This is a genomic window from Bradyrhizobium sp. URHD0069 (assembly GCF_000701345.1).
In the GTDB taxonomy this organism is placed as follows: domain Bacteria; phylum Pseudomonadota; class Alphaproteobacteria; order Rhizobiales; family Xanthobacteraceae; genus Bradyrhizobium.
Genome location: NZ_JNIJ01000025.1, coordinates 80,595 through 99,345, shown reverse-complemented (window position 1 = coordinate 99,345; position 18,751 = coordinate 80,595). Strand labels below are relative to the sequence as shown.

At 59.5% G+C, this 18,751-nt stretch carries 16 protein-coding genes and 4 pseudogenes; 6 read left to right on the top strand and 14 right to left on the bottom strand.

Annotated features, from left to right (window positions below; genetic code table 11):
* A pseudogene (locus N554_RS41495) lies at window positions 1–255 on the bottom strand (IS30 family transposase); the annotation flags it as partial.
* A 91-nt stretch (window positions 256–346) separates the two neighbouring features.
* On the bottom strand, window positions 347–970 hold the full coding sequence (locus N554_RS0116815; protein WP_029584530.1) for a class I SAM-dependent methyltransferase: 624 nt from the start codon (window positions 968–970) through the stop codon (window positions 347–349).
* Between the two features lie 17 nt (window positions 971–987).
* Between N554_RS0116815 and N554_RS0116810 the strand changes: the two genes are divergently transcribed.
* A complete protein-coding gene (locus tag N554_RS0116810) occupies window positions 988–1,770 on the top strand; it encodes a nucleoside phosphorylase (RefSeq protein WP_029584529.1) in 783 nt (260 codons plus the stop codon).
* A gap of 766 nt (window positions 1,771–2,536) precedes the next feature.
* Here N554_RS0116810 and N554_RS0116800 read toward each other — a convergent pair.
* A complete protein-coding gene (locus tag N554_RS0116800) occupies window positions 2,537–5,677 on the bottom strand; it encodes a multidrug efflux RND transporter permease subunit (RefSeq protein ID WP_029584528.1) in 3,141 nt (1,046 codons plus the stop codon).
* A gap of 713 nt (window positions 5,678–6,390) precedes the next feature.
* On the opposite strand from N554_RS0116800, the gene N554_RS0116795 reads away from it, so the two are divergent.
* Complete coding sequence (locus N554_RS0116795; protein WP_029584527.1) at window positions 6,391–7,143, top strand: hypothetical protein; 753 nt, start codon at window positions 6,391–6,393, stop codon at window positions 7,141–7,143.
* 185 nt (window positions 7,144–7,328) lie between these two features.
* Here N554_RS0116795 and N554_RS38405 read toward each other — a convergent pair whose 3' ends face one another.
* Window positions 7,329–7,580, bottom strand: a complete 252-nt coding sequence (locus N554_RS38405) for a helix-turn-helix domain-containing protein (RefSeq protein WP_029584526.1) — start codon at window positions 7,578–7,580, stop codon at window positions 7,329–7,331.
* A gap of 616 nt (window positions 7,581–8,196) precedes the next feature.
* Between N554_RS38405 and N554_RS0116780 the strand changes: the two genes are divergently transcribed.
* The 3 genes and pseudogenes from N554_RS0116780 to N554_RS42075 all read left to right on the top strand — a co-directional run bounded on the left by N554_RS0116780 (window position 8,197) and on the right by N554_RS42075 (window position 9,599).
* On the top strand, window positions 8,197–8,757 hold the full coding sequence (locus tag N554_RS0116780; RefSeq protein ID WP_156041959.1) for a hypothetical protein: 561 nt from the start codon (window positions 8,197–8,199) through the stop codon (window positions 8,755–8,757).
* Between the two features lie 225 nt (window positions 8,758–8,982).
* A pseudogene (locus tag N554_RS41015) lies at window positions 8,983–9,182 on the top strand (SOS response-associated peptidase); the annotation flags it as partial.
* Entirely contained in the window at window positions 9,174–9,599 is a 426-nt protein-coding gene (locus N554_RS42075) for a DUF5677 domain-containing protein (protein WP_245283631.1), read from the top strand. The pseudogene N554_RS41015 and the gene N554_RS42075, both read left to right, overlap by 9 nt.
* A gap of 36 nt (window positions 9,600–9,635) precedes the next feature.
* On the opposite strand, the gene N554_RS38395 is transcribed toward N554_RS42075, so the two are convergent.
* Window positions 9,636–10,166 carry a thermonuclease family protein gene (locus N554_RS38395; RefSeq protein ID WP_156041957.1) on the bottom strand — a complete coding sequence of 177 codons (531 nt, stop codon included), beginning with the start codon at window positions 10,164–10,166 and terminating at the stop codon, window positions 9,636–9,638.
* A 938-nt stretch (window positions 10,167–11,104) separates the two neighbouring features.
* Between N554_RS38395 and N554_RS0116760 the strand changes: the two genes are divergently transcribed.
* Window positions 11,105–11,659, top strand: a complete 555-nt coding sequence (locus N554_RS0116760; protein WP_029584521.1) for a hypothetical protein — start codon at window positions 11,105–11,107, stop codon at window positions 11,657–11,659.
* Between the two features lie 225 nt (window positions 11,660–11,884).
* Here N554_RS0116760 and N554_RS38390 read toward each other — a convergent pair.
* From N554_RS38390 to N554_RS0116725, 9 genes and pseudogenes are all read right to left on the bottom strand, one after another.
* A pseudogene (locus tag N554_RS38390) lies at window positions 11,885–12,154 on the bottom strand (transposase); the annotation flags it as partial.
* A gap of 97 nt (window positions 12,155–12,251) precedes the next feature.
* Window positions 12,252–12,908, bottom strand: a complete 657-nt coding sequence (locus tag N554_RS0116755; RefSeq protein ID WP_197033601.1) for a helix-turn-helix domain-containing protein — start codon at window positions 12,906–12,908, stop codon at window positions 12,252–12,254.
* A 20-nt stretch (window positions 12,909–12,928) separates the two neighbouring features.
* On the bottom strand, window positions 12,929–13,177 hold the full coding sequence (locus N554_RS35960) for a helix-turn-helix transcriptional regulator (protein ID WP_051677527.1): 249 nt from the start codon (window positions 13,175–13,177) through the stop codon (window positions 12,929–12,931).
* Between the two features lie 149 nt (window positions 13,178–13,326).
* Window positions 13,327–14,055 (bottom strand): hypothetical protein, encoded by a 729-nt coding sequence (locus tag N554_RS0116745; protein WP_029584518.1) that lies wholly within the window; start codon window positions 14,053–14,055, stop codon window positions 13,327–13,329.
* A complete protein-coding gene (locus N554_RS37380; RefSeq protein WP_156041956.1) occupies window positions 14,055–14,327 on the bottom strand; it encodes a site-specific integrase in 273 nt (90 codons plus the stop codon). Before N554_RS37380 ends, N554_RS0116745 begins: the two co-directional genes overlap by 1 nt.
* Window positions 14,306–14,785, bottom strand: coding sequence for a tyrosine-type recombinase/integrase (locus N554_RS37375; RefSeq protein ID WP_051677525.1), 480 nt, complete (start codon window positions 14,783–14,785; stop codon window positions 14,306–14,308). The genes N554_RS37380 and N554_RS37375 overlap by 22 nt, the downstream gene beginning before the upstream one ends.
* The gene (locus N554_RS0116735; protein WP_029584517.1) at window positions 14,782–16,059 is read right to left on the bottom strand and encodes a tyrosine-type recombinase/integrase; all 1,278 of its coding nucleotides are present in this window, start codon (window positions 16,057–16,059) and stop codon (window positions 14,782–14,784) included. Before N554_RS0116735 ends, N554_RS37375 begins: the two co-directional genes overlap by 4 nt.
* Before the next feature lie 80 nt (window positions 16,060–16,139).
* Window positions 16,140–16,802: pseudogene (locus N554_RS0116730) on the bottom strand (DUF4131 domain-containing protein); the annotation flags it as partial.
* Between the two features lie 97 nt (window positions 16,803–16,899).
* Window positions 16,900–18,582 carry a glutamine--tRNA ligase/YqeY domain fusion protein gene (locus tag N554_RS0116725; protein ID WP_029584515.1) on the bottom strand — a complete coding sequence of 561 codons (1,683 nt, stop codon included), beginning with the start codon at window positions 18,580–18,582 and terminating at the stop codon, window positions 16,900–16,902.
* Window positions 18,583–18,751: the final 169 nt, after the last annotated feature.

Genomic DNA, 18,751 nt, shown 5'->3' with positions numbered 1-18,751 from the left:
CGCGATCGACCGCAACGAGCAGCGCATGCTGAGCCATCGAGAGATTTCCTCTCGTTCAGAAAGGCCGAGCGCCTGTTTGGCACGGTGCCGATCCGGAGGACGTATGCCACCGGTTGGCGAGATCACAGAGAAGACCGACGAGGACTCCCGGTCAAATCGGCGTCCGATCGAACTCATCGGCTCGCCGGCCTGCCAGCGATCCCAGATCTCAGACCGCTGAGCGGTCGAGTAATAAATGCGACGTCGCTGTTTCATGCCCACACTCCATCTTTGCTAAAAGATTAGAGTGTTGCGCTGACCAATTGAGCCCGCCACCCAATGCAGACGTTGGGCTGCAGCGCGAAATTCAGCATGATCTGATGAAGCTGCTGAACTGGAAATTCTGTACCGATTGCCACGGCGTCGCGTGCTTATGGCGCCGATGATCCGTCAACGTGAAGCCGACGCCGAGCAGAGCGGTGATGCTGTCAGCGGTGTGACGTGTCACGGGCAAGCCGCTGCATTTCTCCGGACCATCGATTGCGAATGTGCCGATGATGACATGGCCGCCAATTTTTACGGCTCGTCGGACGCACGCGACATAGGCCGCTTGTTCTTCCGGCGCGTTGAGAAAATGGAACGCTGCACGGTCGTGCCAGATGTCATAATTCCGCGTTGGCTGCCACGTCGTCACATCGGCGACGATCCAATCCACGCCGTCGCCAGCGGCACCGAGCCGTGCACGCGACGCCGCGAGCGCCGCGTCGGACAGATCAAGGACGGTCAGATCTGCATATCCGGCGGTCAGCAACGCATCGACCAGCCGAGCCGCCCCACCGCCGATGTCAACAATTGGTGAGGTAGGCTCTGCATCGGCCAATGCGATCAATTCGAGCGAAGGCGACGGGCTCTCCTGGAACCAGCTTACCTCGCGTTCGCCCTTGCTCTCGTATACATTCTGCCAATGGGCCGCCCGGCCTGAAATCGTCATGAAGCCTGATCCCTTCCATGCTGATCCCGCCGATACTCGACCACAAGCGTTACTCTACCCCTTCAGTGTTCTCGCCCTCGGCGCTCCTGCGTGAAGCGCGGCGACAGCGCGGCCTGCCACAGCAGGATGTCCCGGAGGTCTGCATCCTAGACCCGGACGGCGATCTCGTCAGGCAGCTTCGTGAGCGCGGCCTCGGCCGACGTTTCGAGCCTTGGGCCTGCTACCACACGGAACTGGACACATTCGCGCTCGCCGGGCGCGACGTGGGCATCGTCGGCCGGGTCGTCGGGGCATCGTTTGCCGTCTTGGTTGCTGAAGAGCTGTTTGCCTCCGGTTGCAAGCTCCTCATAAGCCTTACCTCGGCAGGCCAGATCAAGCCCGCAGGACCGACCCCTTACTTTGTTGTGATCGACCGGGCATTGCGAGACGAAGGAACGAGCTACCATTACGCCGCCCCGACCCGATATGCGGATGCCGACCCGATGCTTGTCCAACGCGCCGCTTCGGCCTTGGCGGAGGGGCCACGCTCCATTGTGGGTGCGAGCTGGACGACCGATGCACCGTTTCGCGAAACCGAAGATGCCATCGCGGCCGCGCGCGCGGAGGACACCTTCTGCTTCGAGATGGAGGCATCCGCCCTCTACACTTTCGGCAAAATAGCCGGCGTACCAATCCTGTGTCTTGCGCACGTGACGAACACTATGGGACTGGGCGGAGACGATTTTGAGAAGGGAGAAGCTGACGGCACAACGGATGCGCTCGCCGTCCTCGAAAGGGTGACCGTCGGGCTAGGCCGATGACGTCCCTCCTATGCAGCTTGTTCCGCTTTTGGCAGATTTTGTTGCAAAAGTCTTTTTGCACCACCGATCAAAAATTTTCCGGGCTATAGGCGCGGCGATCGAATATTAATGTGGGGGACTACTGCATCCTGCGACGAACTCACAGGCGACTTCGGCGGCACGTTTGAGGCTACATCGATCGGCGATCGCAGCTTGTTTTGCCTTTTCGCGGAAAATTAGTCGCTCGGCATTTTGGTACTTTTGCAACAAAATCGGCACCTTAGAGACATGCCGACCCTTCTGATTAACGTCGGCTATCGGGAGAAAAGCAGAAGCAACGCAGGCATCGCCGAACCGTCGCTTTTGACCCTGAGCAGAAGTCGGTTGTCAACCATTACCGAAGACATCGATCACTCATCTTGGGCATACTGGGACGCTTCGACATCGCTAGGCTTCCACTTTGTCGCCTCTCGTCGTGACGTCACCTCGCACGATCAAGTTGCCTTACATGGCATCTAATTAGCCTGCAGCCCCGGATCATCGCTCTCATAGCTTTCAGGAGCAACCCCGCCAGCCACGATGCGTAGCACCTAGGGCGGATTAGCGTCTGCGCAATCCGCCGCTAAAGACGCCGAATTGGCGGGTTACGCCCTCGGCTGTATCCGCCCTACGCGCTGTGGTTCGCCGCGATGGTATCCGTATTTGTTTAAGCCCCGATGTCCTAAGTTGATCTTGGGGCTTCGGCTGAATCCGCCCTACGGCCCGACGGGACATCCACGAGACTTTATCATTCCGCTGCGTCCTTCAGTGATTCTTTTTTGGTGGTGCGGTCGCCTCGCTTGCCGGTCGTCGTCCAGAACGAAAGCGCGTTCGAAAACCGGTCGAGATAAAGATACACCACCGGCGTCGTAAACAATGTCAGCGCCTGGCTGACGAAGAGACCGCCGACCATGGCGTAGCCGAGCGGCTGGCGGATCTCCGATCCGGTGCCGGTGCCCAGCATCAGCGGTACGCCGCCGAGCAAAGCCGCCATGGTGGTCATCATGATCGGACGAAAGCGCAACAGCGCCGCTTTCCGGATCGACTCTTTCGGCGAGAGATGCTCGTCGCGCTCGGCGGCGAGCGCGAAATCGACCATCATGATGCCGTTCTTCTTCACGATGCCGATCAAGAGAATGATGCCGATCAGGCCGATCAGGCTGAAATCGAAGCCAAACGCCATCAGGATCGCAAGCGCGCCAACACCGGCCGAAGGCAAGGTGGAGAGAATGGTGAGCGGGTGGATATAGCTTTCATAGAGCACGCCCAGGATCAGATAGACCACGACCAGCGCCGCGAGGATCAGCAGCGGCACGCTGCTGAGCGACTGCTCGAACGCCTGCGCGGTACCCTGAAAGCTCGAGCTCAGCGTCGCAGGCGCGCGCATATCGGCCTCCGCGCGCTGGATGGCATCGGTCGCCTGGCCGAGCGCCACGCCTTCGGCGAGGTTGAAGCTGATCGTGATCGCCGGAAACTGGCCTTGATGAGCAATCGCCAGCGGGCGCACCGGCACGTTCGTCCATTTGCAGAACACCGACAGCGGGACCTGCTCCCCCGTCGTTGGGGACCTGATATAGATCTTGTCCAGCGTGTCGAGCCGGCCCTGCTGCTCGGGCAGGATCTCCAGGATCACGTGATAGCTGTTGACCTGGGTAAAATACTGCGTGACCTGGCGCTGGCCGAACGCATCGTACAGCGTATCGTCGATCAATTGCGGCTGGATGCCGTAGCGCGAGGCGGTCTCGCGATCGATCGTGAGCTGAAGCGTCGTGCCTTCCGTCTGCTGGTCGGTGGCGACGTCGCGCAACTGCGGCAGCTCCCGCATTCTCGCCAGGATCTTCGGCGCCCATTCATTGAGCTCGGCGAGATTGGCGTCCTGCAGCGTGTATTCAAATTGCGTGCGCGTGGCGCGGCCGCCCATCCGCAGGTCCTGCGACGCCTGCATATAGAGGCGGGCGCCCTCGACCATCTCGAGCTTCGGCCGCAGCCGGGCGATGATCGCTTGCGCATCCACGTCGCGTTCTTCGCGCGGCTTCAAGCTGATGTACATGCGCCCGGAGTTGAGCGCGGTGCCGCCGCCGCCGATGAACATGGCGATGGAATCAACGGCGGGATCGGCCTGCACGATATGGCTGAGTTCCTCCTGGCGGCGCTTCATCTCGGCAAAGGAGATGTCCTGCGCCATCTCCGAAACCGCGGTGATCATCCCGTTGTCCTGCTGCGGGAAAAAGCCCTTCGGAATAATCACGAACAAATACACCGACAGCGCCACCGTCGCAAAGAAGACACAGAGCGTGGTCAGGCCGAAGCGGAGCGCGAGATCGAGCCCGCGCTCATAGGCACGGAGGAGGCGCTCGAACATTCGCTCGCTCCACTGGTAAAAGCGGCCGTGCTTCACCTCGCTGTGGGCGCGCATGAAACGCGACGCCATCATCGGCGTGAGCGTCAGCGACACCGCCATTGAGACGAAGATCGCCATCGCCAGCGTCACCGCAAATTCGCGGAACAGGCGGCCGATGATGCCGCCCATCAAGAGCAGCGGGATCAACACCGCTACCAGCGAAACGCTGATCGAGATGATGGTGAAGCCGATTTCGCTGGCGCCCCTGAACGCCGCCGCCAGCGGCCTCTCCCCCTGCTCGACATAGCGGGTGATGTTTTCGAGCATCACGATGGCGTCGTCGACCACGAAGCCTACGGCAATCGTCAGCGCCATCAGCGACAGATTGTCGAGCGTGTAGCCGAAGGCCCACATCAGCGAGCAGGCCCCGAGCAAGGACAGTGGCACCGTCACGCTCGGTATGAAAGTTGCCCAAAAGCTGCGCAGGAAGACAAAGATCACTATGACCACCAGCGCGATGGTGATCAGAAGCGTGATCTGCACCTCCTCGATCGCCGCCCGAATGGTGACGGTGCGGTCGCTCATGATCTTGATCTTGATCGCGGGCGGAATGGCGGCAATCAGCCGCGGAAGCTGCGCCTTGATCCGGTCGACGGTCTTGATGACGTTGGCGCCGGGCTGTTTGAAGATGACGAGAAACACGCCGCGCTTGCCGTCAGCCCAGGCGGCCGTCTTCATGTCCTCTGGCCCAGCGACGGCCTTACCGATGTCGCCGATCCGCAAAGGAGCGCCGTTGCGATAGGCGATGATCACGTCGTTCCAGTCCTTGGCATCCGTCAGCTGATCGTTGGCATAGATTGTGTAAGCCCGCTTTGCGCCGTCGATATTGCCCTTTGGACTGTCGACGGTCGCAATTGCGATCTGGCCGCGGACGTCTTCCAGCGCGAGCCCCTTGGCCACCAGCTTCGAGGGATTGACCTGGATGCGGATCGCCGGCTTCTGCTGGCCGCCGATGAATACCTGCGCAACGCCCGAGATCTGGCTGATCTGCTGCGCAAGCTGCGCATCGGTGCGGTCGCTTACGGTGATCAGCGGCAGGGTATCCGAAGTCGCCGACAATATGAGGATCGGCGAGTCGGCCGGGTTGACCTTGCGATAGATCGGCGGCGACGGCAGGTTCTTGGGCAGTTGTCCGCTCGCGGCGTTGATCGCCCCCTGGACGTCATTTGCCGCACCATCAATGCTCCGGTTCAGCTCGAACTGCAGGGTGATCGCGGTCGAGCCGAACGAACTCGTCGAGGTCATTTGCGCGACGCCGGGAATTTGCGCGAGCTGGCGCTCCAGCGGCTGCGCCACCGAGGACGCCATGGTCTCGGGGCTGCCCCCCGGCAGGCTGGCGGAGACCTGGATGGTCGGGAAGTCAACCTGCGGCAGCGGCGCGACCGGCAGCAGCGGATAGGCGACGAGCCCGACGAACAGGACGCCGGCCATCAGGAGCGACGTTCCGATCGGGTAGCGGATAAAAGGCGATGATATGCTCTCGTACATGCCTGAACCCATCGAAAGGTCAGCGCATCTTTTCCCGAAGATCGGGAATCGTCCTCAGAGCTCGAGCACGAATGTGCGTTTCCTCGTCACCGTCAGAAGGTTCGCGGATTCGCAAGGCGATCCATGGCCTCCCGTTGGGCGGGAGCATAATAGCACCCGAAAATCATAGCATGAACGGAAACGGCGGCAGATTAATTCGACCTTCGTCGAGGCCGGGCGGCGGCACTGCGGTGCACATAACCTGCTAATGCTTCCTACGCTGCGCGGTTGCAGGACCGGTAATTGCTGCGATGCATGAGTCTCTTCGTGGCACAAATGCGAAGTGCCGACTGCATCGAGCAATGTCCGAGTTCGAGGGCGAAGCTGAAAACATATGCTCGTACTGAGTTCTTCTCAGATTGAACCGGAGCAGAAGTACGTCGCCCTGCCAATGGGGCTAGGCTGAAACTCGCTGAGTTTCCCTCTGCTGACAACACACAGCATGCTTTTAATGCTATGGTTCTGACATCGCTAATTGATCGACGACCCTTCAACGCATCTCGGACTCGGTGCTTTAGGAAGGTAGCCAGGCAGCAGCGCAAGGCCCTTTGTCGGATCGACCTGCTAGTCAGTCAGATGTCCGTGTCGACTACTGGCTCTTGGCGGCACACGAAGTATTCGCTGGTCAATGAGCAGCTCGAAATGCAGTCCTGTCGTATCGCTGGGAGGAAAGCATGGAGACGATGCTGATTCCGCGCCGTTTTCGTGGTCCGCCAAACTCGGGCAATGGCGGCTATGTCTGTGGGATGCTGGCGCGCCACATTGCTGGTGCCGCGGAAGTAACACTGCGCGCCCCGCCGCCCCTGGAGACGGAGTTAAGTGTTGTCGAGGTCGGAGCAGGTCTGTGGGAGCTGCGCCAGGGCACGGCGACAATAGCAACCGGGCGGGCCATCACGCTCGACATGAGCAGGCTGGAAAGGGCGACCTACGCCGAGGCCGTGGCGGCGGAGAAGCGTACGCCGATCAAGCCGCAAGAGCACCTGTTGCCGATGTGTTTTGTATGCGGGCCCGACCGCGCACCGGGCGACGGACTGCGGCTTTTCGCCGGGCCGCTTATCCGACAGGACGGCAGCGGAGCCTTCGCTGTACCCTGGACGCCTGACCCCTCTCTCGCCGAAGCAGATGGCTTGGTTGCTCCGGAGTTCGTGTGGTCCGCGCTCGATTGTCCGACCGGATACGTCTGGCTGTACGACCGGGAGACCGGCGGCTTCAACGGCTTGCCGATCCTGCTCGGGCGCCTCGCCGTTCGCATCGACGGGCGACCGCGTCCAGGCGAGCGATGCGTGGTGACGTCCGGGCAAAACGGCGGCGAAGGACGACGTTTCATCGCCGACGCGGCGCTCTTTGGTGAAAAAGAGAACCTGCTTGCGGTCGGCCGTGCCGTCTGGATTGTCGTCGATCGGCACGTTCAGCTTGGAAAGAGATAGGAGCTATAGCCATCGGGACTGCATGGATCATGGAGGACGGCTCCTAGCGATGTCGCCCTCAATCGCCGGGTGGTGATGTGTGGAATGACTGCTCCTGGCACTTTTCAGACCTAGGGCGAGGTCTGACTTGAGTCCGTAAGGTGCTCCAAACCGGACATTGACTATTCCGCGCCGAATAATCTCATTTATGAGGTTGGACCTTTACTAGAACGAGACGACTTTCGAGGTTGCGGCTGCGCAATCAACTCACAAGGATTGACGCGCAAAGCCTTTGCAAGTTGCCCTAGGACTGTGACGCTTGCTGAAACAGCACCTCGTTCAATTGAACCAAGATAACGTGAACTCAGTCCCGCCCGATCGGCCAATTCCTCTTGCGTCATTTCTCTGGCATGGCGTTCTCGACGCAGATTTGTCGCCATGGCCTCTTTCAGGTCCATGACGGAAGGGCACAACGATAGGAACGATCTTTCTAGGAACGATCGTTCCTATTCGTCTTCACTAGTTGGAATCTGTCTGTTATCTTTCCCCAATGGGGCCAAAACTGATTTTCATTACCTGCACTGCCGTTTGTGGCATCGTCTATTACGCTTACTCGGAAAAGCAGAAATCGCTTGCGGAGCAGGCGAAGCTGAATTTCGATACGGCGGTGAGTGTGTTACCGCCGGGCACCCAAGAGGCTTGGATCGCTTACGTAGAGCGAAGGGTTGCTGCTGCTATTCAGTCCAAAGCCGGTGCAATATCGGTGACCAGCTTGCTTGACGAGACTACATTCGTTTCGCGAAACACCCCGTTCAAAGTGAGTTGCAGCCCTGGCACGGGTGGTTTGGTAGAGTTTGGCTACGGAGAAAACTCCGTTACTGTGCCCATTTACGGATTGCTCGTCGACCGGGAAGCTGAACGCGCTCCACCTCTTGGGGTTATCCAAAGGAGCGTAGCTGCGGCAGAGCTGTCACGAACGCTATGCGAGCGCATTTCTGCGGCACTTAGCAGAATCGTACAGCCGTAACCCTACGACCATTGGGTGCTGTTTTTGTGCATCAGCAGGATGGGTAATTGCAGATGATCGATCCCTCAGAGGTCAATCCAGACCTGCTCCCAGAATACTACGTTTTGCTTTGCGCTCGCCGTTATGCAGCGACGGCTAAGAAGCTTGCGCTGGCCGCTTCAGATGACGAAAAACAGCACTACCGTAAAAGACTAAGATATTTGCTGGAATCCGGATTGATAGAAGCCAAATGCGAGCGTGACAGGAGGCTGCGTCGATGCCCCAATGACCTTCACAACGCTCTTGTAGAAAAAGACGGTGCAAAGATTACGCGGGCGATCAGCTTGGAAGAGGCTGAAATTCTGCAATACGCATCTTCCATACCTCCTATAGCTTCCCTCGATGATCTTTCGGCAAGGGACATGTATGGCTTAGCTGATATGTTTGAAGGTTGGGCGCAAAGCGACCTGATGGACAGTGTCAATGTGGCCAGACTATTGGGGTGGGCTGATGGTCTTCGCAGTTTAGCCGAGACCGTGGGGGCGGATTATACTCCGCCTGAGACGTTCCGGGGCGCACCAGTGTCACTTTTGAAATTTATGGCCGAGAGAATGCGGCGTTCGCGATAGGGGCATTGTTCGGTATTAGAAAAGATCACCACCGACGGGTGCGGAATCGCCTACGATAAGCCAGATCCTGACCTCAAATCCAAGTCACATGCAGTGCCGGGCAAAACGCCCCGAAAGACGGCCCCTTTGAAGACCGGTGAGAGGATTCGCAGCTCACGGCCGCCAGGCGGCGCCCAGGAAGCCGCCCATAAGGCGGGCGCTGCGGCCTGTGTCTGTCTGGTTCGGACCGAATTCAAAGGCGACCGAGGCACGAAGTCAAAACCGATCCCCGGTCCCCACAATGTCTACGGCTTCCTGACCACGGCGCCGAACGCGATCATCGAACCGATACACCCAAGGCCATGCCGGTGATCCTCATTACGCCAGAGGAATGCGACGCCTGGCTGCGCGCGCCAACCGAAGATGAAATTGCGGCTATGGAAAAGCGATGCAAATCTCATGTTGATCATTTGGGCAAGGACATTCGAAACGACTTTGGTTGGGCGTCCGAGGTCATCGGAAAGAAGTCCCCGAGCTTGCTCGACCTTGAGGAGGCGGTTGGACTTGATCACTGGAGGCCACGGTTCAAATGGGCTTCCCAACACACCCATGGCGGTCACCGCCCGTTTGGCAGCATGCTAGCCACGACCGAGGCACCTTCGCCTGTGTTCGCGATCGGGCAGAGCAATTCCGGTATGGTGGACCCGCTGCATATGACGGCCATCAGTTTGACCCATGTCACTTGCTCTCTGCTGATATCCCGACCAGGCATCGACAGTGCGGTTCACTCCAAGGTGCTTATCGGACTTTCTGATGATCTCGGAAAGGCTGCAATGAAGGTTGAGCACTTCAAGGCTCGGTAAGTATGCTCTGGGAAATTGACGGCAGGTTCCGCCGGTCTAGCACCACGGCCGCCGTTGCGGGCAGCTTGTCGCACCACAGACGTAAGGGTGAGCCAAGCCTTCACCGATCAAGATGCTCCCGACGTCCCGGCCGCCGATCGACAACGATCCACACAGGCGACCGTAATTGCAATTCCGCGTGCCCTCCTCTCCGGGCCGACAGGCGCACACCACGCGAACTAGCCGGGCGTCACCCTTGTTAACGAGGGTGCGCAAACGCGCTGTAGCCGCTTCGGCTCGGCGCCGTTCGTCATCGCAGCGCGCCTTGTCGCCTCGCTCCGGCGTATCGAAGCCTACCAGGCGATAGGCCGTGCCGTTCATGCGCACCGTGTCGCCGTCGATCACTTCGATCGGGTCGGACTGTCTAGGGGTGGGGCCCAAGACCTGGACCTTGGTTTGTCGAACTTCGGGCCTGCTCTGCCAATCCAGGAAGATCATAGTCGCCGCAAAGCCGATTACGGCGACCGCGATAGCCCCGAGGATGATTGGTAAATTCGACCGGCGGCGAATCTGAGTGAAGCGGGCCATAGCATTGCTGTTATAGCGCAAAGGTTCCTCACCCTCATCCGCTTTTGATTGCGAAACCGAAGGACCGAACAAGGCCCCCATCACTTTGAATCAATGTCGTGCAGAGTTGGTTGTGGTTCAAAGTTTTATATGAGACGGTGAGACAGGTGAGACAGCTTTTCCGCTTCCGGTGACGAAAACAGCCATTCTCACTAAATTCTACGGGTCAACCAGCCTCAAGTTCAGTTCTTCGATGGCCTTATGCCACCTCCGATCGTGAGACGATTGGCGTGAGACGTGAGACAAATCTGAGACAACCCGAACCAGGTCTGTTCCGTTTCGCTCGACGGTACTGAGGCCGTTGCGATACGGCTGGTTGCAGGTCAAATGCCGTCGCTGCGCGACCTTACGCCAGCATTCCGCTTGAGCACACCCGTAGGCCTGGGACACGCCGATATGGAACTAGAGGCCGCGCTCAAATGTCGTTCATGCCACGCGCCGCGGTACTCTCCCCCCGCCGGTTCACATGATTGGGCGGACAACCGCGAGATCGCTCCCTACCTGGGGCACCATCCTGACGACGAACGATGAAGCGATTACATGAGACGGGTGAGACGAGACATGAGACATGAGACGGGTCTCTCGTCGGCGATGGCCAAAAACCATTTTTCGTAGGGTTTTGGACCGGTTTCTTGCATATGCGCTCCGAATTGCCCGCTTCGAACGTCGGAAACATGAGGCGGTCTCGAATAGTGCGACGAGACGGGATGATGAGACAAGAGTAGATTTGAGCGTCTCTCGTCCGCCAGCTGAGGCGGCCTTAACCAAATCAAGTCCTTTCGCGGCGGCGCGATGTCATGTTGCCCAACCGGTAGACGACTGGCGCCCACAGCAGGACGGCCTGCCCGGCCGGCCCGAAGCCATCCGCCGGCTTGTAGAGCTGGGCTGAAGGAGAAGAAATGACGTTCTGCCACTTCGATGAGTTTGAAGATGCAGTGCTGTCTGTTGAGTTGGCGGCTGAGAAATTTTCCGACGTTCAGAATAGTCCCACATTGTGGAAATGGGTGATAATCGCGATGCAAAACGCGGTGCAGAGCGCGATGGTGCTCGCTCTTGCCGGGACGGATGGTTGCGGGGCGCTTTATCCCAAATCACAAAAGCAGAACCGTGAGTGGTTGCAAAATCCGACGCCGAACCGGCCGCGAAGGCAAATGGCCGACTATGATACGTTACTGGCTTGGATCCAGAGAGCCGAATTGCTGGAAGGTCCTGTCCCGCCACTCTCCGAAGGAGACTGTCAAAACCTCAAACGGCTTAATCAGCTGCGGCGACAATTTGCGCATTACAGTCCGACAGGCTGGGGAATCGAGCTGCAGTACATGCTAAACATCATGCCAGTGGCTACTGACGTCTTCGAGCATTTGACGACAACGCAGGGACGTCCAAACATTCACTTTACTACGGCTCAAAAGCGACGAATGCGTAGGTCACTAGCTGGATTGCGGGGCAGTTAGCGGTCCGGGTGATCAAACCCAGTGAGCAGCCTCAACTGATTTGCAACGATTGCCAAGCCCTCACGGGCGGCTTTCGCCCAGAGCCGAAATTGCATCGAAACAAGCCGTCTACACCTTGGGACTTCTACACGCTGAGTTGGCGGGGAAGCTCCTGGCGAACAAGCGTGAGGCCATCCCGGCTACGCACAGCCATGATGCAGGTCGAGGCCGTGGTGAAGATGCTGTATCCTCACGCCATGACGACTCTTGCGCGTAGCGGAGCAGATACGCGCCAGCGACATGGTGGTGGATGCCGATTTCAGCGCGACGTAGGCGGCTGAAATATTCCTCAGCTTGGTTCGTGCAAGCGCCGTCGAAGCTATAGGCCTCTTGATGGTTGATACGCTTCATTTCGAAGCGGTCGTGCAAGTTATCCCATGCGCCGCTTTCGTCCGCGTGAACCGTGGTGCCCTTGGCAATGCGAGCGCGGATGTCCGCCTCGCTTCCTGCCCTGCATTCGTTTCCGACCCTTTCTCAAAACCTGCGCGTTTTAGTGCACGAGGACAGCACCGGTCCGCGTCCAGCGTGCGCTGAAGATTGCTCCTGCCCCCCGTCATGCTGCTGCCCTCGCAGTGAACTTGACGCGTTCAATGGTAACCTGCTGGGCCCGGCAACACGCCAGCACGTCGGCTCCGAACTTGTCTTCGACGTGCCTCGCCCTGAATTTGCTAGGCAGTTCCAGGGTAACGCTGTCCTCAGTGGATTCCGCGATTGTTGCTCCGCCAAACCACGCTTCGTACTTGTCGCGGCCGATCCTGTTGCGCAGGGGCGCGCCGAGGGCGCCGAGCCCGTCAGGGCTGCTCGGCGCTTTCGCGCGCGAAGGTTCATTGAATGGTTTAGTGGAAGGTTTAAGCCGCATGGTGCGGCTGGGCCGTACCGCACCTTGCGGCTTGGCCATACCGCGTGGTGCGGCTTGGTGTTCCGCAGCAACCATGCCGCATGGTGCGGTTTGATCTTCCCACAACATCGATAAGTTTATCTGGTAGTCCCAAGAGGCCCAGTGGCCCTTTTTCCGCACCTTGATGCCGGAAATAAACTTGCCCTCGATCAACGCCTTGATTTGGCGTTGGATGGTGTCGACTGAGAGTTCGGTGATTTGCTGAATGGTCTCTTGACCGGGGAAGCAGCTTTTGCCGTTCTCGTCGCAATGATTGGCTAGCGCCAACAGCACAGCCTTGCCGCTGGGGGATCCAACCTTGGTCTTCAGCACCCTTGCAACGATTGCCCAGCTCATCGCGGCACCACCGCGTCTTGGACGGTTCCGTGCTCCATCAGGGCCAAAATATCTTCGACCTTCCACGCAGTGATACGCGGGCCAAGTTTGACTGCTGCCGGATAACGGCCGGCCTTCACGCCCGCCCACCAGCTCGATTTGCTGATCGGCAATGGGCCGACTGGCGCAAGAATATCGGCGAGCCGCACATATCCTGTGCGTTGAGACCACGCGCTTGTTGGTCGAAATTGATTCTTACTAGACATCGCTGAACCTCCTTGATCTGAGGTTTAGCGAGTGGTCCATTTTCGCAGAAAACAGACCATGTGCGGTTGCAATGTGGACAAGTAAACTATTTCGCTTTCAAAACAGAGGTTTACAGCTTGGAAAAACATCGTGAAAAAAGACTTTTGCACTAAGTACGCGAGCCCCCACGTTTTCCCTTTGCTCGATTTCTAGGAACGACGCGGTAGGCTAGATCACCCGTTCTTCCAAATAGCCGCTGCACGGCGCGTCGAACGAGATAACGGTTGGGCGCCCCATTCGAATTTAGCAACCTCACGAGCCTCGCGATTCCGTCGCGCGCAGACCATTTTCCTTCGCCGGTAAGCGCCTCAATCGATCTTAACAGCTCGTCCGTCTGTTTAGACGGTCTGCCAATGCGCGGCTCGCCACTGCCGGCCTGAGAAAGCCACCGCCGTTTGCGCCTCTCCCTTTCATACCATGCGACATATTCGGCGCGTTTTAAGTGCAGTGCCGACGTCGAAAGCGCAGCAAACAGTTCGGAAGCGACGGCACTATCACGCAGAAGATTGAACGGAAGGCGGATCGGATGGTCTGGTAGCCCGCCCCGAACCTTGTGCAATCGCTTAAGAACATCGATCGGCACATGCAGCGGCCGACAGGCCCCGCCCGCGATGGGTTGAGTGAAGACATGGACGGCCAGATCCCCTGCCACAATCGCGCCCTGGATGGCTGCAGCAGCCTTCTCGGTGCGGTGGCCAAATCCTACCGAAAGCCGCGGCTGGTCCTTCTTAATCGCTTCGAGAAGTTTCGGTCGCTTTATGGCGCCACCGAACATCCCGGCCTCGAAACACGCCACTGCCTCCGAAATCAACAAGAACTCCGTTTCGACCGCACTCACTAACGTAACCGCCGGAACGGAATGACCTCTGCGCGGGTGGCGGCCACGAACGCCGCCCAGGTCGCCATCAGCTCTCCCCGCTTCTCGAACAGATCACCGCGATGATAGGCGGCCTCGGTCTTGTCCTTGACGATGTGGGCAAGTGCGGCCTCGCAGATCTCGCGCGTGAAGGTGGTGCGCTCCGATGCCCAGTCCCGGAAGGCCGACCGGAACCCGTGCACGGTGTAAGCCGATAGCCGGCGCATGGTCATCAGCAGCGCCATATTAGACATCGGCTTCTTGCCCGAGCGCCCGGAAAAGACGAACTCGCTGCCGGCCGCAAGCAGCTTCGCCTGATTGAGAAGCTCGACACAGCGCGGCGCAGCGAGACGCGGTGCTCCCTGCCCGCCTTCATCCGGCCGGCCGGAAACGTCCAGGCCGCTTGCTCCAGGTCGATTTCGCTCCATTTGGTCTCCAAGACCTCGCAGGTGCGGGCCGCCGTCAGGATCAGGAATTCGAAGGCCAGATCCGGGATGGCGTCGCCATCGCTGCCGCGGAGCCGCCGCACGAAGGCCGGCACCTCGACGTACCGTATGGCGGCGTGGTGTCCCTTGCGCTCGGATTGCCGGGGCAGCGCCTTGCTTATTTCCTCGACCGGATTGCTCCCGGCGCGAAAGCCGGCGGCCTTGGCCCAGTCCAGGACGGTGCCGATGCGCTGCCGGACCCGGCGCGCCAGGATCAACGCGGTCATGCGTTGCTCCGCATCGGTACTACTTTCGAGCTGGTGACGGGGACAGACGCACAATACTGCGCCCAATCCGCCATCAGCCGACGGCGCTTCTCGAACAAGTCCGTTCGGCGGTACGCATTCTCAACTTTGTCGCCGACTGTGTGAGCGAGCGCCATTTCGGAGACCTCATTGGCGTAGGCCGTTTGCTCCGATGCCCAATCCTTGAAAGTTGATCGGAACCCGTGAACGGTCAGCCCAGGACGAAGAGCCTTCAGCAGCTTCAGCATTTTCTCGTGAGGCAGCTTCTTCTTTGGGTTCTGACCCGCGAACACAAATGTCGTGCCGCGGTCCAGCTTCTCGAGAATTTCGATCATCCGATCGGTGAGTGGGACGCGGTGATCTGAATCGGCCTTCATGCGCTCCGCAGGAATGGCCCAGACCTTCTTCTCGATATCAATCTCGGGCCATGTGGCGGCAAAGGTGTTGTCTGACCTAACAGCGGTCAGGATAGTCCATTCCAGCGCGGCCGCCGGCGTACCTGTCTCGGCGCGCAACTTACCCATGAAGCCCGGGAGCTCGTCATAGGGCATGGCGGAAAGGTGTTTGACCTTCGCGACCTTGGACGGGTCCGGAAGTGCATTCTTGATGTGCCCTTTCCAGCGGGCGGGGTTATCGCCGTCTCGATACCCGTGGGTCTTTGCCCAATTCAGGATCAACTCGATCCGGAGGCGGACGTCTACCGCGGTCTTGGTCTTCGTCTCCCAAATCGGTTTGAGTACCTTCAGCACCAGCGCCGTGTCGATAGCGGCGACGGGCAGGGTCCCAATAACGGGTTCGGCGTACCTCCCAAGCGAGCCCTTCCAGAGTTTGACGTGCTTGTCGCCTTTCCAACCGGCCTTGTGGCTCTCGATGTACTCGGCAGCGCATTGTGAAAACGTTACGGAACGGGCCTCATCGAGCTTCCTAGCGGTCCTCAGAGCCTGCCTAGACTCAATGGGGTCAATTCCCGCCTTCAGATCCTCTCGCGCCCTGTAGGCCCGATCTCTGGCCTCCTTGGTGGTGATGAAACCGTCCCGCTTGTTGGTGCTGAGCGGACCTAAGCCCATCTCCCGCGATGTCGGATTGCCGGTCCGGCTGAGATGTCCGCGCATATACCGGAATAGCCAGCTCTTGGTCACGCCGCCATTCCTGCTCGCGGCGACCTGCAAATACAGCCCGCCGCCGTCGGCGTACCTGCCCGGCTTCTCAATCGTTTCGACGAACTTTGGACTGAGTAAATTGAGTCGCCGCGCCATTTGAGCCCACAGCAGTACCCACAAATCAATGCTGGATTGTGCTGGAAGCCGTCGGACGTGTCCAGACATTCCTTTCAAGAAACACCTGTAAAACAAGGCTTATCTTGAACGTCGCTGGATGTCTCTGGACACTGTATCAGCGGCGGCTGCAGCCGCGCCTTCAATTCGACGAAGCTGCCGACCGCGGGCGCGGTGCCCTTGCGCACCGACAGCCGAACGCGCTCCAACTTGATCTGGCCGCGCGGGCTTTCCATCAGCGTAACGCGCAATACGAAGCGGTCGGTGCGCTCGCGAATGTCGCGGGTTTCGACAAAGCCCGACAGCGACACCGAATACATCGGCTTTGCCAGCACCCCATGCGCGACCCGCGCGGTTTTCCAGCTCGCGGCCGCAAAACCAGCCGCCATCGCCGCGATCATCACGGCGATGGGGAATAGCTTCTGCCGCCGCAGCAGGAACGCCGCCAGGCAAAGCCCGAACGCCAGGGCAACGGTAACGGCAGCGACCGGCTCACGCTCCGCGGTGAAATAGAGAGCGATGCCGGAGCCGAATGCGACGGGCACCCAGGGCAGCAATCGCCCGGCACCCGCCTCGGCGCGAAGCCACGCCCGGAGCTGCTCGACGAGAGACGGCCATGCACTGAACCCGGATGGCGCGAAGCCAGCCGCCCGCGCCGCATCCCGCGGCGGCCAGGTGCCGGCGTAGCCTTGCGTCCGGCTGGGAAACCTGCCCGGCTCTGCCATCCCCTACACCCTGCGATTCCTAAGGGGTCGTCAGGCTACCGGAAGCTGTAAGGCCGGGGATAGCGGAACGGATGCAGAATATTTGGGGAAAGTCGCCTCAGCCCTTGCCGCCGACTTCCTTTGCAAAGGTATCGCGCAGGCCGATAGTTCGGTTGAACACCGGATGGTCCGGCGTTGAATCCTTGTCGCGCACGAAATAGCCCTGCCGCTCGAACTGAACGGGCTCCGGCGAATTGCTCCCGGCCGTCGCCGGCTCGATCCGCGCATCCCTGAGAATCTCCAGCGACTGCGGATTGAGATCGGCGGCGAAATTGGCGGCATCCGGCGTCGGCTTTGTGAACAGCTGGTTGTAGATGCGAATTTCCGCAGGGATAGACTGCGCCGCCGGCAGCCAGTGCATGGTCGCTTTGACCTTGCGCCCGTCGGGCGCGTTGCCGCCGCGTGTGGCGGGATCGTAGGTGCAGCGCAGCTCGATGATCTCGCCGGCGGCATTCTTCACCGCTTCCCGGCACTTGATGAAATAGGCGTAGCGCAGCCGAACCTCGGTGCCCGGCGAGAGGCGGAAAAACTTCTTCGGCGGATTTTCCATGAAGTCGTCGCGTTCGATGTAAAGCTCGCGGCCGAACGCGATGCGGCGCGTGCCCGCCGCCGGATCGTCCGGATGGTTGACGGCTTCGATCTCTTCGCTCTCACCTTCCGGGTAATTCTCGATCACGACCTTGAGCGGCCGCAGCACCGCCATCCGCCGCAACGCGGTCTTGTTGAGGCATTCGCGGATCGAAAATTCCAGCATGTTGACGTCGACAACGCTGTTGGCTTTGGCCACCCCAATCCGCTTGACGAATTCGCGGATCGCCGCCGGCGGCACGCCGCGCCGCTTCAGGCCGGCGATGGTCGGCATGCGCGGATCATCCCAGCCCGCAACATGACCACCACGCACGAGTTCGGTCAAAACCCGTTTCGACAACAGCGTATAGGTCAGATTGAGCCGCGCGAATTCGTACTGCCGCGGTTTCGAGGGCACCGGCAATTTGTCGAGCAGCCATTCGTACAGCGGCCGGTGGTCCTCGAATTCCAGCGTGCAGATCGAATGGGTAATTCCCTCGATCGCATCGGACTGGCCGTGGGCGTAGTCGTAGCTCGGATAGATCGACCATTTGTCGCCGGTGCGCGGATGCGTGGCATGCAGGATGCGATAAAGCACGGGGTCGCGCAGATTGATGTTGCCGGACGACATATCGATCTTGGCGCGCAACACCCGCGCGCCGTTCGGAAACTCGCCCGCTCTCATGCGGCGAAACAGATCGAGGTTCTCATCCACCGGGCGTTCGCGAAACGGGCTGTTCTTGCCCGGCTCGGTCAGCGTGCCGCGCGCGAGGCGGATTTCCTCCTGCGACTGGTCGTCGACATAGGCATGACCGTTGCGGATTAGGACCTCCGCCCATTCGTAAAGCCGCTCGAAATAATCCGACGCGTAAAATAAATGGCGTCCCCAGTCGTATCCGAGCCAGCGCACGTCGGCCTGAATCGAATCGATGTATTCCTGCTCTTCCTTGGTCGGATTGGTATCGTCAAACCGCAGGTGGCAGCGCCCGGCAAATTCCTGCGCGATGCCGAAGTTAAGCGCGATCGACTTGGCATGCCCGATATGCAGGTAGCCATTCGGCTCCGGCGGGAACCGCGTCACGATTTCTTTGTATTTCCTGGCGTCAAGATCGGCCTGGACGATGTCACGAATGAAATCGCGCCCGACCTCTGCCACCACCGGTTCTGCTGTCATGTTATTTCCAAGTTCGGGAATTGGCGGACTTTCTGCCAAATCCGCCTGCCCCAAGGAAGGCTTTAGTTATGCACGGTTCCTGCTATACACCACCGCGCCCGGTGTGGCGGTTCAGAAGTTCTCTTCCCTTTCGCTGCAAATCCGTCAAGAGAACCTCTGAACTGAAACC